At 37.3% G+C, this 14,777-nt stretch carries 16 protein-coding genes; 13 read left to right on the forward strand and 3 right to left on the reverse strand.

Going from position 1 to position 14,777, the window contains the following annotated elements:
* The first annotated feature begins 50 nt into the window (after positions 1-50).
* The 6 genes from ACEPXD_RS00635 to ACEPXD_RS00660 all read left to right on the forward strand — a co-directional run bounded on the left by ACEPXD_RS00635 (position 51) and on the right by ACEPXD_RS00660 (position 7,772).
* Positions 51-1,217 carry an exonuclease SbcCD subunit D gene (locus ACEPXD_RS00635; RefSeq protein WP_391118921.1) on the forward strand — a complete coding sequence of 389 codons (1,167 nt, stop codon included), beginning with the start codon at positions 51-53 and terminating at the stop codon, positions 1,215-1,217.
* Entirely contained in the window at positions 1,214-4,294 is a 3,081-nt protein-coding gene (locus ACEPXD_RS00640; RefSeq protein ID WP_391118923.1) for an SbcC/MukB-like Walker B domain-containing protein, read from the forward strand. Before ACEPXD_RS00635 ends, ACEPXD_RS00640 begins: the two co-directional genes overlap by 4 nt.
* Before the next feature lie 239 nt (positions 4,295-4,533).
* Positions 4,534-5,355, forward strand: a complete 822-nt coding sequence (locus ACEPXD_RS00645) for an ABC transporter permease (RefSeq protein WP_391118925.1) — start codon at positions 4,534-4,536, stop codon at positions 5,353-5,355.
* Between the two features lie 4 nt (positions 5,356-5,359).
* Positions 5,360-6,139: an ABC transporter ATP-binding protein gene (locus tag ACEPXD_RS00650; RefSeq protein WP_391118927.1), complete on the forward strand. Its 780-nt coding sequence runs from the start codon at positions 5,360-5,362 to the stop codon at positions 6,137-6,139.
* Between the two features lie 12 nt (positions 6,140-6,151).
* Entirely contained in the window at positions 6,152-7,237 is a 1,086-nt protein-coding gene (locus tag ACEPXD_RS00655) for an ABC transporter substrate-binding protein (RefSeq protein WP_391118929.1), read from the forward strand.
* Between the two features lie 88 nt (positions 7,238-7,325).
* Complete coding sequence (locus ACEPXD_RS00660; RefSeq protein ID WP_391118931.1) at positions 7,326-7,772, forward strand: YaiI/YqxD family protein; 447 nt, start codon at positions 7,326-7,328, stop codon at positions 7,770-7,772.
* A 2-nt stretch (positions 7,773-7,774) separates the two neighbouring features.
* On the opposite strand, the gene ACEPXD_RS00665 is transcribed toward ACEPXD_RS00660, so the two are convergent.
* Positions 7,775-8,644 carry a glycerophosphodiester phosphodiesterase family protein gene (locus ACEPXD_RS00665; protein WP_391118933.1) on the reverse strand — a complete coding sequence of 290 codons (870 nt, stop codon included), beginning with the start codon at positions 8,642-8,644 and terminating at the stop codon, positions 7,775-7,777.
* Between the two features lie 246 nt (positions 8,645-8,890).
* Here ACEPXD_RS00665 and ACEPXD_RS00670 point away from each other — a divergent pair, with 246 nt between their 5' ends.
* The 3 genes from ACEPXD_RS00670 to ACEPXD_RS00680 all read left to right on the forward strand — a co-directional run bounded on the left by ACEPXD_RS00670 (position 8,891) and on the right by ACEPXD_RS00680 (position 11,803).
* On the forward strand, positions 8,891-9,847 hold the full coding sequence (locus ACEPXD_RS00670; RefSeq protein WP_391118935.1) for a rhodanese-related sulfurtransferase: 957 nt from the start codon (positions 8,891-8,893) through the stop codon (positions 9,845-9,847).
* A gap of 137 nt (positions 9,848-9,984) precedes the next feature.
* Positions 9,985-10,482 carry a GNAT family N-acetyltransferase gene (locus ACEPXD_RS00675; protein WP_391118937.1) on the forward strand — a complete coding sequence of 166 codons (498 nt, stop codon included), beginning with the start codon at positions 9,985-9,987 and terminating at the stop codon, positions 10,480-10,482.
* Positions 10,483-10,498: 16 nt separating this feature from the next.
* The gene (locus ACEPXD_RS00680; RefSeq protein ID WP_391118939.1) at positions 10,499-11,803 is read left to right on the forward strand and encodes a D-serine ammonia-lyase; all 1,305 of its coding nucleotides are present in this window, start codon (positions 10,499-10,501) and stop codon (positions 11,801-11,803) included.
* On the opposite strand, the gene ACEPXD_RS00685 is transcribed toward ACEPXD_RS00680, so the two are convergent.
* On the reverse strand, positions 11,793-11,996 hold the full coding sequence (locus tag ACEPXD_RS00685) for a hypothetical protein (RefSeq protein ID WP_391118941.1): 204 nt from the start codon (positions 11,994-11,996) through the stop codon (positions 11,793-11,795). The two genes, ACEPXD_RS00680 and ACEPXD_RS00685, sit on opposite strands and share 11 nt — an antisense overlap.
* Positions 11,997-12,132: 136 nt before the next feature.
* Between ACEPXD_RS00685 and ACEPXD_RS00690 the strand changes: the two genes are divergently transcribed.
* From ACEPXD_RS00690 to ACEPXD_RS00705, 4 genes are read left to right on the forward strand one after another with little or no spacing between them, the layout of a single operon-like run.
* Entirely contained in the window at positions 12,133-12,567 is a 435-nt protein-coding gene (locus ACEPXD_RS00690) for a GntR family transcriptional regulator (RefSeq protein ID WP_391118942.1), read from the forward strand.
* The gene (locus ACEPXD_RS00695) at positions 12,564-13,670 is read left to right on the forward strand and encodes a DUF1648 domain-containing protein (protein WP_391118944.1); all 1,107 of its coding nucleotides are present in this window, start codon (positions 12,564-12,566) and stop codon (positions 13,668-13,670) included. The genes ACEPXD_RS00690 and ACEPXD_RS00695 overlap by 4 nt, the downstream gene beginning before the upstream one ends.
* Before the next feature lie 24 nt (positions 13,671-13,694).
* Positions 13,695-14,015, forward strand: coding sequence for a YbjQ family protein (locus ACEPXD_RS00700; RefSeq protein ID WP_391118946.1), 321 nt, complete (start codon positions 13,695-13,697; stop codon positions 14,013-14,015).
* Positions 14,015-14,248 carry a hypothetical protein gene (locus ACEPXD_RS00705; protein WP_391118949.1) on the forward strand — a complete coding sequence of 78 codons (234 nt, stop codon included), beginning with the start codon at positions 14,015-14,017 and terminating at the stop codon, positions 14,246-14,248. Before ACEPXD_RS00700 ends, ACEPXD_RS00705 begins: the two co-directional genes overlap by 1 nt.
* A 49-nt stretch (positions 14,249-14,297) precedes the next feature.
* Here the strand turns inward: ACEPXD_RS00705 and ACEPXD_RS00710 are convergent, their stop codons facing one another.
* The gene (locus ACEPXD_RS00710) at positions 14,298-14,738 is read right to left on the reverse strand and encodes a peptidylprolyl isomerase (RefSeq protein ID WP_391118951.1); all 441 of its coding nucleotides are present in this window, start codon (positions 14,736-14,738) and stop codon (positions 14,298-14,300) included.
* Positions 14,739-14,777 lie beyond the last annotated feature (39 nt).

Consider the following 14,777-nt stretch of genomic DNA (forward strand, 5'->3'; position numbering starts at 1 on the left):
CTAAATAATGATAAAATAGGCTTAAAGAGAATACGAGAGGGGCTTTTTCATTGAAATTTTTTCATACTGCAGATTGGCATTTAGGAAAACTTGTGCAAGGCGTATACATGACAGAAGAACAGCGATATGTCTTAAATCAATTTCTAGAAGCAATTGACACAGAAAAGCCGGATGCAATTATCATTTCCGGAGACTTGTATGATCGTGCCGTTCCCCCGACAGAAGCTGTTAATTTATTAGATGAACTGCTCGCTGAAATCGTATTAAAGCGAAATACACCTGTATTAAGTATTGCTGGAAATCACGATAGTCCGGGCCGTTTAAACTTTGGAAGTATGCTAATGAAAGAAACTGGACTACATATAGTAGGTCAATTAACTAAAGAATTAAAACCCGTTATACTACAGGATGAATTTGGTGAAGTATATTTTCATTTAATTCCATACACAGATCCTTCCCAAGTACGTCACCTGTTTGACGATGAAACAGTGACTAGTCACCAAGAAGCAATGAGAAAGATTGTAGAGGAAATTGAAAAGGAGCTAGATTCCACGAAAAGGCATGTGTTTGTTGGACATGCATTTGTCACTCCGCGTGGTGAGCAGGAAGGTAACACGAGTGAATCGGAACGACCGCTTGCTATTGGGGGAGCCGAGTATGTAGATGCTGCACTCTTCAAACGTTTTCACTACACAGCACTAGGACATCTTCATCAAGCACATTATGTATTGAATGAAACGATTCAATATGCAGGCTCACCATTAAAATATTCCATTTCCGAAGAAGATCATAAAAAAGGATTTTATATTGTTCAATTAGATCAGGGGGGCAATGTCACACTTGAAAAAAGATTACTTAAACCTAAACGTGGTATGCGAACAGTAGAAGGGTATATGCAAGATATTCTGCAACAGACCATAAGTGAAGATTTTGTATTTGTTAGGCTCCTTGATGAAACACCCATTTTATCTCCTATGGAACAAATTCGGACAGTTTACCCCAATGCCATGCATGTAGATCGAAAGTCATTTCAGCCTATTACGTTGACTGGGGAAAAGGGACAAATAGGCCGCAGTAAAACGGATGATTTTACATTGTTTCAAGCGTTTTATAAAGAGATAAGCGGAAAAGAACCATCAGAAGAGACAGAAAAGATATTAAAAGAAGTGTTACAAAGCTTAATGAAGGAAGAACGTGAAGGAGAGATCAAATCGTGAAGCCGCTTAAACTAAAAATGACTGCGTTTGGCCCATACAAGTCTACTGAAACAATTGATTTTACCGAGCTACAGAACAATCGTTTATTTGTTATTTCAGGTGCAACTGGTGCAGGGAAAACGACTATATTTGATGGGATATGCTTTGCATTATATGGATATGGGAGCGGAGAAGATCGTCAAGATACGAAAATGATGCGGAGTGATTTTGCCACAGATGACACTCATACTTCTGTGGAGTTGACATTTGAAATACATCAACGGACCTATCGGATTTTAAGACAACTTCCACATGTGAAAATAGGTAATAAAAGCGCAACTGGAGAAAGATACGAATTTTTTGAAAAGATGCAGTCTGGCGAAACACCTGTTGTGGAAAGACAAATTGTATCGGAAATAAACAAAAAAGTAGAAGAAATTATTGGGCTAACGCAAGGTCAATTTAGCCAAATAGTAATGCTTCCACAAGGCGAATTTCGAAAACTCCTAACTTCCCAAACGGAAAATAAAGAAGCTATTTTGCGTAAGATTTTCAAAACAGAACCTTATAAAATGATTAGCGAGAGATTGAAAGATAAAAAGCTTATTGCAGAAACGGAGTTGAAAAAAGAAGAATTAGCTCGAAATAGTTATACAGAGCAAATAGTTGCTTCACTACCAATGCGAGAGTCTAGCGTATTTGAATTGATCGAGTCCAGCAGTTTTAATACGTATCAGCTAGTAGAAGCATTAAAAGAAGAAACTATATTTTACAAAGAGAAGAAACAAATAGATGTACTTGCCTACAACGAAGCTTCTGAAAAACACACATTGAAACAAGCAACGTATCATGAAGTAAAAGAAGTAAATAACCGATTTATAGAGTTGGAAGAAAAGGAGCAAAGACTCCAAAACCTCCTAGCACAATCCGTAGAATATGCTGAAAAGTATAGTCGACTAGAAGCTGCAGAACGAGCAAGCACGATTGAATCAATGGAAGGCTATTATGCAGAACTGAAGCAAGAAGCGAATGATAAATCGGCTCTACTTTATAGAGCAAAAACAAAAGTAATAGAAGCAGAAGAATTAGTTAAACAAGTGGAAATAACTTATTCAATAGAAGCAAATAAAAAAGAAGCTCGGGAAAAAAGCGTAGAGACTCTTATTCAATTAAACAATCTATTACCTTTATTTGAAGAGCTAGAAACCAAAAGAACTGAAATGCTCGATTTAGAAAAGAGGAACGAATACTTAAACAATCAAGTAATAACAAAAACGAACCTATTCTTAGAAGAAAAAAAGATAAGTACCTCATTAAAAGAAGCAATAGAAAAGTTAGAAGAACAAGTAGAGCCATTAGACAACCAAGTACAACAACTAGCATTCTTGCAAACGAAACATAGTTTTATGCAGGAATTTATGTTGTTGGAAAAGCATTTACACGCCCTAAAAGTAGAGGAAGCGAAACGAAAAATTCTTTTTCAAGAGATGCTAGAAACCTATAAAGAAGAAGAAAATAAATGGATGAATAACCAAGCAAACATTCTTGCATCTAAACTTGTCGCAGGAGAGGCCTGTCCAGTATGCGGAAGTACGGAACATAAAGGGGCAAGTATGGAAGTACAAGCCTTTACTGTAAATGAAGAAGAATTGCAAAAGTTAAAAAGCCAGCTAAGTAAGCAAGAGTCAGGTTTTTTAAAAGCTCGTTCTCAAAAAGAAACAGCACAAGAAACGATTGGGAAAATGTCTGTACGATTCGAGGAATTGCAATTATCTATTCAGGAAGGTGAAAAGCTGAAAAAGGATGTTGAAAAACTTGAAATAGAAGTGAAGAAACTCCGATTAGAAAAAGGTGAGTTAGTCAGCTTACGAGATGCGTATAAGGTAAGCGTCCAAAAAGTAGAAAAGTTTGAGCAGGATAAAACGGAAGTTGAGAATTTTCATCAACTACAAAATAGCTTGGTAAAGCAAGCAAAAGCGGTATATGAATCTAAAAAAGCGTCTATTCCAGCGCATATTTCCACACTTCAGGAACTAAATGATCGTATAAGAGAAGCTATAAAGTATAAGGAACAATTAGAAAAGGCTTGGAATAATGTACAAAAAGAACAACAATCAGCTACACAAGCCTTTACAAAAGCGCTATTTACACTAGAGCATACGACAAATGCTGCACATGAGGTACTAGAAAAAAGAGATAGAGCACATGTCCAATTTCAAGAAGCGTTGAAAAAAGCAGGCTTTGATACAATGGAGTTGTATATAGCAGCAAAAATGTCAGAACATAATCGAGAAATTCTAAAAGAACAGTGCAACCAATATAAACAAACACTTCATACACTTAAAGAGCAAGTAAAAGAAGCACAGGAGCAGCTTGCAACTAAAACGAAAGTGGAATTAGCTCCTTTAGCAGAAGAACTCGTTCAACTAAAGATTGCTTATGAAGAAGCGTTCCGCATGATGAATAGTTCCAAGGAATATGAAAAGGTAGGGATGGACCTAGAACAAAAGATTACAACGAAAAGTGAACGAATTTCCATGCTGGAGCAGCATTTAAGTCGAATACTCGATTTATATGACATGCTTAGAGGTCAAAACCCTTCTAAAATATCGTTTGAACGTTATGTGCAAATCGAATATTTAGAGCAAATTGTACAAGCTGCCAATGAACGGCTTAAGCATTTATCGGGTGGTCAGTATTATTTAATAAGAAGCGAACGGCAAGAAACACATGGAAAACAAAGTGGGCTTGGTTTAGATGTATATGACGCATACACAGGACAAATGCGAGATGTGAAAACCCTCTCTGGTGGCGAAAAATTCAATGCCTCTCTGTGTCTCGCACTTGGAATGGCGGACGTCATTCAGAGCTTCCAAGGTAGCATTCGAATTGACACTATGTTTATCGACGAAGGCTTCGGCTCCCTTGATGAAGAATCTTTAAATAAAGCGATTGATACATTAATTGATTTACAAAAGTCAGGTCGGATGATTGGTGTCATATCTCATGTTGCGGAGTTGAAAGCTGCAATACCAGCAATTCTTGAGGTAGAGAAACTAAAAGAAGGCTATAGTAAGACGAAATTTGTTATTAAGTAACTAAACAATGCCACAATCCTATAAGGTTGTGGCATTTTTGCATTAAGGTGTATGACCTATTGTTCCAATGCGAAGTTCATTGCAGAAAAAGTGCTTGTTATTGTCGAATTGGTTGCTTAAGCAGTCTATTTTGTCTTCATAATCCATTTAATGTGAAAAACTGGTTTGCTAGCGTGTACTTGCTATTTTTCACACTTTCCCGAGGTTTAACATATTATTTTTACAAGAGGTGGTGAAAAATGCGCGCTGAAAAAGGGGTCGTAAACTATGATCCCTATGAAACGGAACAACAGGAATGGAAGAAGCAACAAGGAAAAGAGCGAGTAAAGCAATTACTAACCATTATCTCTCCTATATTCATTCTATTACTTTGGGAGATCTGTTCTCGAACCGGTATACTTGATATTCGATTTTTCCCTCCACCTTCAGCAATAATATCCACATTTTTCGATTTGGCAGCAAGTGGACTGTTATGGACCCATATTTCGATATCTTTATATAGAATAGCTGCAGGATTTTTATTAGGCGTTATCCCGGGAGTAGTTATTGGGTTGCTTATGGGTTTGTATGCGCCAATTCGACATTTTATTTCCCCTATTGTAATGGCTCTTATGCCAATACCTACTCTTGCTTTAATGCCAATTATAATTATCTTCTTTGGGATTGGAGATTTCTCAAAAGTAGTCACAATCGCAGGTAGCGTATTTTTCCCAGTCGTTATTAATACAGTCGCAGGTGTAATGAATATAGAAAAGGTGCATCTAGATGTTGCCAAAAATTATGGAGCAAGTCCAAAGGATTTTTTCTTTAAAATAGCTTTTCCGGGTGCACTTCCTGTCATGCTAGAAGGTATTCAGATGGGGCAGGCGATTGCATTACTCACAATTGTTGCTGCGGAAATGATGGGAGCTACTTCAGGAATTGGGTATTTAATCTGGACCTCTTATAAGGCATTTATGCTAAAAGAAATGTTTGTTGGTTTAGTGCTCATTTCATCTTTTGGTTTTCTATTCTCCCTCTTTTTACGTGGGTTGCAAAAGAAAATCGTCCCATGGAGGTGAATAGATGAGTGAAAATATAAAAATCTCTGTAAAAGATTTAACAAAAGTATTTTATAAAAAAAATAACAGTGTCACAGCAGTTAAAAATGTGTCATTGCAAATTGAAGAGGGAGAATTTGTCTGTTTAGTAGGCCCGAGTGGTTGTGGAAAAACAACCTTACTGCGGATATTGGCAGGCTTAGAGTTACCAAGTTCAGGTACATTTACAATCGACTCCGATTCGGACGAAAGACCTCCACAATCAATGGTATTCCAAGAAAAAGGGGTTATTCCTTGGTTAACGGTAGAGAAAAACGTTGCATTTGGGCTTAGTATGCGACATTTACCAAAGGAATTTGTTCGGAAGCAAACGGATTATTATTTGGAAAAAGTAGGTTTAAGTAAGTTTTCGAAACTTTACCCTAAAGAGCTTTCAGGGGGAATGAAACAACGAATAAGCATTGCGCGAGCATTTGCGAATGACCCAGAAATTTTGCTCATGGATGAACCTTTTGCAGCGTTAGATGAACAAAATAAATTTATTTTGCAGGAAGAGCTGCTCTCTATTTGGTCCGAGACAAAGAAGACGGTGTTATTTATTACGCATAGCATTGATGAAGCATTGCTACTAAGTGATCGTATTATTTTAATGAGCGCACACCCAGGAGAAATTATAAAAGAGATTACTGTACCGATTCCAAGACCTAGAACGATGGAACAAGTGCGAGCAAACGCAGAGATGGCAGAGCAATTCATTGCTATTTGGAATCATTTACAACAAGAAGTACAACGATCTAGGAGATAAGGGAGGAAATTTGTGAAGAAACGTTGGTTGATTTTACTCGCATCGATTGTTTTGGTATTAGGTGCGTGTTCTTCCAAAGAAAAGGTAAGTACAAATGGGGTTGATGATGAAGTAAATAAAAACAATCCATCCGGGGATTTGGCTCCGCTTGAAAAGAAAGAAAAGGTTGTTATTGCAGAGGATGGTGCAGCTTCTGGAGCCGGTTTTTATATTGCCAAAGAAAAAGGATACTTTGAGGACTACAATATTGAAGTAGAATTTGCACAGTTTGGAAATAGTGATGAAATGCTACCAGCTCTTGCGTCTGGTGATGTAGATATTGCAGGAGGAGTATCGACAGCGTCGTTCTTTAATGCGATAGCACAAGGAATAGACGTAAAAATTATTGCAGATAAAGGGCATAATGTACCTGGGAAATCCTATTTTTCATTTGTCATTGGCAATCAAATGAAAGATAAAATTAAGGAATATAAGGACTTTAAAGGAAAACGTATCGCAGTTTCTTCCAAAAACTCAATTGACGAATATATTTATTGGGAAATGCTAAAACATGCTGGACTTACAAATGAGGACGTAGAGTTCGTTTTGCTTGGAGATTTCGGAAGCATGTTGGGTGCGATTGAAAATGGTTCAGTTGATGCAGCACTTCAAATTGAGCCTTTGATTGCAAAGGGAATAGAAAATGGATTTCATGTTCGCTTTGGTGATACGACCGATTATGCTCCAGAATCACAAATTGCAATGGTACTTGGATCACCTAAATTTATGAATGATGAAAAAAATGTATCATTGCGCTTTATGGCTGCATATTTAAAAGGTGTACGCGATTATAATGATGCGTTCGTTAAAGGAGAAGGAAAAGCAGAAGTAATCGACATTATGACAAAGTACACAGCCTTAAAAGATGCAGCTTTATGGGAAAAAGTATTTGTAACTGGTCTTGATCCAGATGGAAAAATGTTTTTAGATGATGTGGTAAAACAGTATGATGCATATAAAGCAAACGGCGCAATCAGTGGGGACGTAGACTTCGACAAGGCAGTTGATACGTCAATTACAGAAAAAGCGGTAAAGATTTTAGGGGAATATAAGAAATAAACGTCCAATAAACATTGGGCGTTTTTTTATAAAACGTACATTATAGGATACAATGGAGAAAGATCGAATGGTAAAAGAGGTGCATAGGATGGTAAGCGTTTTAGTAGATGCAGATGGATGCCCAGTAGTAGATCTAACAATTGAAATAGCGAAACATTTCGGATTGAAAGTAACATTGCTATGTGATACTGCTCATTATATGCAAAGAGAGGGTGCAGAAACGATCATGGTATCAAAAGGGGCAGATGCGGTCGATTTTGTATTAGTAAATAAAGTGAATAAGGGGGATGTAGTAGTTACACAAGATTACGGGCTTGCAGCGATGGTGTTAGCGAAAAAAGGATATGCCATCGATCAGAATGGACGTTGGTATACTCCTGAGAATATTGATCAGCTTTTGAATAGCCGTCATATTTCCAAGAAAATTCGACAAGCTGGAGGCCGTTTAAAAGGCCCTAGAAAGCGTCAAAAAGAAGATGATGAAAAGTTTGAAATGCACTTTCATAGGTTATGTGTGCATGCATTAAGTAACTGAAGTCACTTTTCAAATTGCCTGCGTACGCTAATTCCCATATCCGGGTTATTTGTAAACGCACCATTTGCTTTTAAGTTAAGTGCTTTTTTCATCTCTAGCTCATTATTGATAGAATAAAGGTGAATTTGAAACCCATTTAGTTGAACTTCTTGAACAAAATCTTTATCAACAGCGCTAATGTTAACTCCAATACCACTTGCAAAAGTACTTAACCGATTATAATCTTGGACAGAAAGAGTAGCTTCCTCTTTGAAATAGAATAGTTGGATAAGGGGAAGCTTCGGCTCTAGATCATGGATCCTTGTTAAACTATCTTCATTAAATGATTCAATAATAACTTTCGGAATTTTTTCGTTTGCTTTTATTAAATTGTATTGCATTAGCAAAGAAATAAGTTTTTCTTCCATTTTGTTGTATATTTTAGGAGACTTCATTTCGATGTAGTAATTCACATCGTCCCCAAAGTGCGAAAATATTTCCTGTAATGTAGGTACCTTCAAATCTTCAAATTCTTTATTGGCTAAACCAGGATTCGCACTGTTATACCATTTACCTGCATTTAATTGTTTCAATTCTTCTAGTGTATATTCGATTACAAAGCCAACCCCATCTGTTGTGCGATCTACTTTTTCATCATGCATAGCAACTAATACGCCATCTTTTGTCATTTGCAAATCAATTTCAATATAATCAGCATCGGCTTGTTGGGCAATTTCATATGCAGGAATCGTGTTCTCAGGGGCATATGCAGAGGCTCCGCGATGCGCGATTATTAAAAACTCCTCGGTGCTAATAGGCTCTAAGTTTTTTTGATTATTATCACACCCGACAACTAATAGTAAAACCGCAAGTAAACGGATTAGTTTTCGCAAAAGAAACTCCTTCCAAGAAAAGGTGTTAAAACAAAGGTTACTTGGCCATTAATCTTTCAGCATATGTGAGGACAGTTGCAAAAAATGCAAGGAGTGAAATCTATTTAAATGCTGTGATGTGCCAATACATTTTTAGATGTTTAGTCCATTTTTTGATAATAAAAAGAAAACTATCTATTTAACAAATGCCTACATTTTTGATATATTAAATCGAATGGACAAAATATCATAAAGGTGGAGTAAAAAATGGACACACATGCATACAGAGTATTACTTTACTATAAGTATGTCCCGATTGAAGATCCAGTAACATTTGCACAAGAACATCTTGCAGCTTGTAAAGAAATTGGGTTAAAAGGGCGTATTTTAGTATCAAACGAAGGAATGAACGGTACATGCTCAGGAACAATTGAACAAACCGATGCATACATGGACATGATGAAGGCGGACGTTCGCTTCGCAGACATGGTGTATAAAATAGATGAAACAGAGGGGCACGCATTCAAAAAAATGCATGTTCGTCCAAAGCAAGAGATTGTGCATTTAGGATTAGAAGAAGATATTAATCCAAATGAATTAACAGGAAAATACCTTTCTCCAAAAGAATTTTTTGAACAAATGCAAGCAGAGGATACGATTGTAATCGATGCTCGTAATGATTATGAATTCGACTTAGGGCATTTCCGTGGAGCAATTCGTCCAGATATCCGCAACTTCCGCGATTTACCTGAATGGATGCTTGAGAATAAAGAAATGTTTGAAGGTAAAAAAGTACTAACATATTGCACAGGTGGAATTCGTTGTGAAAAGTTTTCGGGCTGGTTAGTACGCGAAGGCTTCGAAGATGTTGCTCAATTACACGGTGGCATCGCAACTTATGGGAAAGACCCAGAGGTACGTGGACAATTATGGGACGGCCAAATGTACGTATTCGATGAACGTATCGCTGTTCCGATTAACCAAGTGGAGCATGTCGTTGTAGGAAAAGATCATTTTACGGGAGAGCCATGTGAACGCTATGTAAACTGTGCAAACCCTGATTGTAATGACAAAATTCTATGCTCAGAAGAAAACGAACACAAATACCTTCGTAGCTGTTCACACGAATGCCGCGTGGACCCACGCAACCGCTACGTAGTTGAACATAACCTATCCGAAGAAGAAGTAGAAGCAAGACTAACTGCTATTAAAGAAACAGTATAAAAAAACTATCCCAATCCCACACTAATCTTGAATTAGTGTGGGATTACTTTATTACAGAATTGTTACTGGTGCCAGGCACCTGTAACAATTCTGTAATAATTGGTTTAAGGTATTTAGAGGGAAATTGCTTACATATATTGAATTATAGTAAAGAGTTCGTTTTTAAAAATAGAATGGGGGAAACGTATATGGCAATCGAAGTGAAGAAAATTTCAGATTTGAAAGAAGTCGACGTAACCAAACTAATTCAAGAAAGCGAAAAAGAAGGGTATCGATTCGTATCCAGGTTAGCAAGTGAATATGAGGATGGCACAAACAGATTTAGCGAACAAGGAGAAGCTCTTTATGGGGTATGGGATGACCAAGAATTAGTGGCAATTGGTGGACTAAATAAAAATATAAATGGTGCGCGGGAACAATCTGCTCGATTAAATCGTTTTTATACGTTACCGGAACATCGTAGAAAAGGTATCGGAAGCGAACTTTGCAAAGCTATATCCGCAGATGCGAAAGGGCAGTTTAAAGAGATTACAACGAAAACGGAATCAGCGAAAGCAGATGCTTTTTATCGTGCGAATGGATTTGCATTTGAGGAAAGGTCACCTGATATTACCCATGTAATGAGTTTAGAATAGAAAGGAAATAACACAAATGAACGATCAACAACTAGTAGAGAAATTTCCTTTAATAAAGAGAATGCAACATACAGAAGAGGTTATTTGGAATAATCCAAATCTAATAAACACCGAAAAAGCACTAAAAAATCTAACTGTGACAAATGAAATGGTGCAAGATGCAAGCGACCGATTAGATCGTTTTGCATCTTATCTACAAATTGCATTCCCGGAAACAACAAAAACGAATGGCATAATTGAATCTCCACTTGTGGCTATTCCAATGATGTCATCTGCAATAAAGGAATTATTCAAATCCGATTTCGAAGGAGAACTTTTATTAAAATGCGATAATGCTTTACCTATCTCTGGTTCCATCAAAGCAAGAGGTGGCATTTATGAAGTGCTGAAAATTGCGGAGACGCTTGCGATTCGTGAAGGTTTATTAACGCAAACCAATGATTATGCGATTCTTGCAAATGAAGAACTAAAACAGTTTTTCTCCGGCTATTCGATTGCGGTAGGGTCAACAGGGAACTTAGGCTTAAGTATTGGAATAATGAGCGCAAAGCTTGGCTTCCGCGTAACAGTGCATATGTCGAGTGACGCCAAGCAATGGAAAAAAGATATGCTGCGAGCAAAAGGTGTAGAAGTAATAGAATACTCAGCGGATTATAGTAAGGCGGTTGAACAAGGTAGAAAACAAGCAGAAAACGATTCGACATGCTTTTTTATCGATGATGAGAACTCCACTGATTTATTTGTTGGGTATGCAGTTGCGGCAAGTAGATTAAAAAAACAGCTGGAGCAGCAAGGTAAAAAAGTAGATGAAAACAATCCGTTATATGTTTATTTACCTTGCGGAGTTGGTGGAGGTCCAGGTGGTGTTGCATTTGGCCTGAAGCTACTATTTGGGGATCACGTTCATTGCTTTTTCGCAGAACCAACACACTCGCCCTGCATGCTACTAGGTTTAATGACAGGTTTGCATGAAAAAATTGCAGTAAGTGATATTGGGTTGGACAATAAAACAGATGCCGACGGGCTTGCAGTTGGAAGACCATCTGGATTTGTAGGCAAAACATTAGAACAGTTAATAAACGGGAGCTATACAATAAGTGATGAAACGATGTATCGATTGCTAGCACTTTTAGTAGACACTGAAAAAATTCAGCTAGAACCATCTGCTCTTGCTGGAATGACTGGTCCTATTCATCTAGCAAAACAGGGCGCTAACTTAAAGAATGCCACGCATATTGTATGGGCAACTGGTGGAGGCATGGTTCCTGAAAATGAGAAGGTAGCCTATTATGAAAAAGGAAGAAGATTTCTTAACTTTTAGATTCATCTTTCGTTTCTTCTAACAGTGCATGCTTCTTTTCTATTAATAAAAATGCTTCGTTTTCCAGTTTCATCATTTCGATATCTAATTTCTTCTGCTTTACTTGATATTCTTTTGCCATTGCATATCCTCCAAGACCGAGGGATCCTAATATGATAATGGGAAAAATGGAAAAGACAAGTATGTCAACCATGGGTATTGCCTCCTTTTTTGGTATATCTAGTATACCAAATATGAAATGACAAAGCCTATTATTTTTATCAAAGTCTACTTTCTTCGGAGAGTAGGCTTTTTATTTTCCGTACATTGCTCTATCCGGTGTATAACAAATGTGTTACACTGTATGTAGAACAAAAGTAGAAAGAAGTGACAATGTGTTTATAGAAATAAAAGCTAATTCGGATGTCCCTATCTACTTACAGCTAGCACAACAACTAATCGAAGGTATTGCTCGAGGTGATCTAAAACCTGGTGAATCTTTACCATCTGTTCGTGCATTCGCAGCAGATCTTGGGATGAATATGCATACGGTTAACAAAGCGTATCATTACTTAGAAGAAAAGGAATTCATACAAATTGTCGCAAAGTCAGGCGTTATTATACATCCAAATGGAATACCAAAAGCATCTGAGAACCAAAAACAGCAAATAGCAGATCAAATTAGACCATTACTGGCAGAGGGATTAGTATTAAAGCTCTCCGAGGAAGAGATGGCAGAGATGATTCGTGAGCTTGTTCGAAACATTAAGGAGGGGAAGCAATGATTATTTTGTTATTCGCATTTATTCTTTTATTCATAACAGTATTACAAGCGTTTACTCCAAAGTTTTTGAAGCAAACCGAAGTTTTTGGCGTATATGTACCAGAACAATACGCACAGGAAAAGACGATTATTCATTTGAAAAAAAAATATACGACTGTTGTTCTGACAACTGGGTTAGTCATTTTGTTAGGGTATTTACTTTGGGTACTTACACAAAATCCAGACGAAGAAACACTTGCTCTTGTAAGCGTAGGGGTTCAATTTATCTCTCTTTTTATTAGTATCGGCTATTATTTTGTGATGCATATGAGAGTTAAGAAACTAAAGGGAGAACAAGGTTGGACAACTGGGAAAAATGAAGTGCGCATAGTGGATTTAAAATTTCAAGAAAAGCTACAGTTAATACCACGTATCGTATTTATCATTCCGATGATTATTACGGTTGGCTTAATTATTTACACTTTTATGAAGTACACCGAAATGCCAGATATGATTCCTACACATTGGGGACCTTCCGGGCAGCCAGATGCGTTTAGTAAAAAAACGTATTTTAGCGTCATTTCAATGCCATTAATTTTACTTGTTATGCAAGGGATGTTCCTCATGATGAGTGAAGGAATGAAATTTTCAGGTGCAAAGATTAATCCTGCGAATAAAAAGAAATCCGTTGCGCAGCAGCTAGCATTTCGTAAATATTCTAGTTGGTTTGCATTGTTTATCACAATCACAACAACACTACTTTTGGGATATTTTCATTTGCAAACAATCCATCCGGAAATTGGATCTGCATGGGCTATGTTTGCGCTCCCAATAGTTTTTTTAGTGATCACTTTTGTGGGAGTAGGTATTTATACAGTGAAGGTCGGGCAAAGTGGATCCCGATTGAAAGTAGGGGGAGCTAGTCCCAGTATAGAGGATAAAATCGCAGTAGATGACGATAAATATTGGAAGGGTGGATTGTTTTATATTAATAAAGACGATCCAAGTATTTTTGTTGAGAAACGATTTGGAGTTGGTTGGACGCTAAATTATGGTCGACCACTTAGTTGGATTGTTCTATTTATACCACTTATCATCATTTTTGTAATTGCGTTTAGTTTATAGAGATCAAGAAAAGAGGCGATTCATGTGTTAGTAGTAACAACGGAAAAAATTGAAGGTTACAGAATTGTAGAAGTAAAAGGTCCTGCATTTGGTCTAATTGTAAGAAGTAGAGGACTTGGCGGAGATATTATGGCAAGTTTAAAAGGATTAGTGGGCGGAGAAATCAAGCAATATACCGCTATGTTGGAAGATTCAAGGAAAGAAGCGATGGACCGCATGATTAAAAACGCCAACCAAATGGGGGCAAATGCTATTATAATGATGCGATATGATTCCGGTGAAATTGGCAAAAACATGAGCGAAATTGTGGCCTACGGAACAGCGGTTGTAGTAGAGAAACTATAATGGCAATCTTTGTTGTAGTAGGTATGTATATTGTACAAATTATAGCTGTTATTGCTTGCATTTTGCTTGGATACTTTATTTATGACAAGCGGTTTAATCGTAATCACGGAACAGAAGTGAAAGAAGGCTTCGAGCGAACAGAAGAGGTCAATCTTGATCCTGTTACTGGCGAGAAAACGCGAGTGTATTATAATCCCAAAACAGGTGAGCGTTTTTATAAAAAAGAAAAGTAGTCACTTATAAAAAAAGCAGCTTCCATGATTTCGGAAGCTGCTTTTCTAATTATTCTGCGTCGAATACTTCTACTTTTTCCATTTTAGCGCCGTTTTTCATAGCTGTTGCTACTTCAAGTCCGCTTGTTACTTTACCAAAAACAGTGTGAACACCATTTAAATGGGCTTGTGGTGCGTGCACGATAAAGAACTGGCTTGAACCTGTATCTTTTCCTGCATGAGCCATAGATAAGCTACCAGCTTCGTGTTTATGTGGGTTGCCAGCAGTTTCACATTTAATTGTTTTGCCGCTTCCGCCCATACCTGTACCAGTTGGGTCGCCACCTTGACTTACAAAGCCAGGAATAACACGGTGGAAAACTACGTCGTTATAAAATCCACTGTTTGCTAACTCTTCAAAGTTTGCTACTGTGTTTGGTGCTTCATTCGGGAATAAATCAAATTCGATTTTCTCTCCAGTATCCATTAAAAAATAACCTTTTTTCGCCATTCAAAACACTCCTTTTTCAAATAAATCCTTCATTAGTAT

It is taken from the genome of Psychrobacillus sp. L3 (genome assembly GCF_042945595.1).
Lineage (GTDB): Bacteria > Bacillota > Bacilli > Bacillales_A > Planococcaceae > Psychrobacillus.

Excerpts from the sequence above, each read along its gene's own strand:
- ACEPXD_RS00680 (WP_391118939.1), top strand. The coding sequence starts at position 10,499 with ATGAACGATCAACAACTAGTAGAGAAATTTCCTTTAATAAAGAGAATG.
- ACEPXD_RS00650 (WP_391118927.1), top strand. The coding sequence starts at position 5,360 with ATGAGTGAAAATATAAAAATCTCTGTAAAAGATTTAACAAAAGTATTT.
- ACEPXD_RS00685 (WP_391118941.1), bottom strand. The coding sequence starts at position 11,996 with ATGGTTGACATACTTGTCTTTTCCATTTTTCCCATTATCATATTAGGA.
- ACEPXD_RS00705 (WP_391118949.1), top strand. The coding sequence starts at position 14,015 with ATGGCAATCTTTGTTGTAGTAGGTATGTATATTGTACAAATTATAGCT.
- ACEPXD_RS00670 (WP_391118935.1), top strand. The coding sequence starts at position 8,891 with ATGGACACACATGCATACAGAGTATTACTTTACTATAAGTATGTCCCG.
- ACEPXD_RS00695 (WP_391118944.1), top strand. The coding sequence starts at position 12,564 with ATGATTATTTTGTTATTCGCATTTATTCTTTTATTCATAACAGTATTA.
- ACEPXD_RS00645 (WP_391118925.1), top strand. The coding sequence starts at position 4,534 with ATGCGCGCTGAAAAAGGGGTCGTAAACTATGATCCCTATGAAACGGAA.
- ACEPXD_RS00710 (WP_391118951.1), bottom strand. The coding sequence starts at position 14,738 with ATGGCGAAAAAAGGTTATTTTTTAATGGATACTGGAGAGAAAATCGAA.
- ACEPXD_RS00660 (WP_391118931.1), top strand. The coding sequence starts at position 7,326 with ATGGTAAGCGTTTTAGTAGATGCAGATGGATGCCCAGTAGTAGATCTA.
- ACEPXD_RS00690 (WP_391118942.1), top strand. The coding sequence starts at position 12,133 with ATGTGTTACACTGTATGTAGAACAAAAGTAGAAAGAAGTGACAATGTG.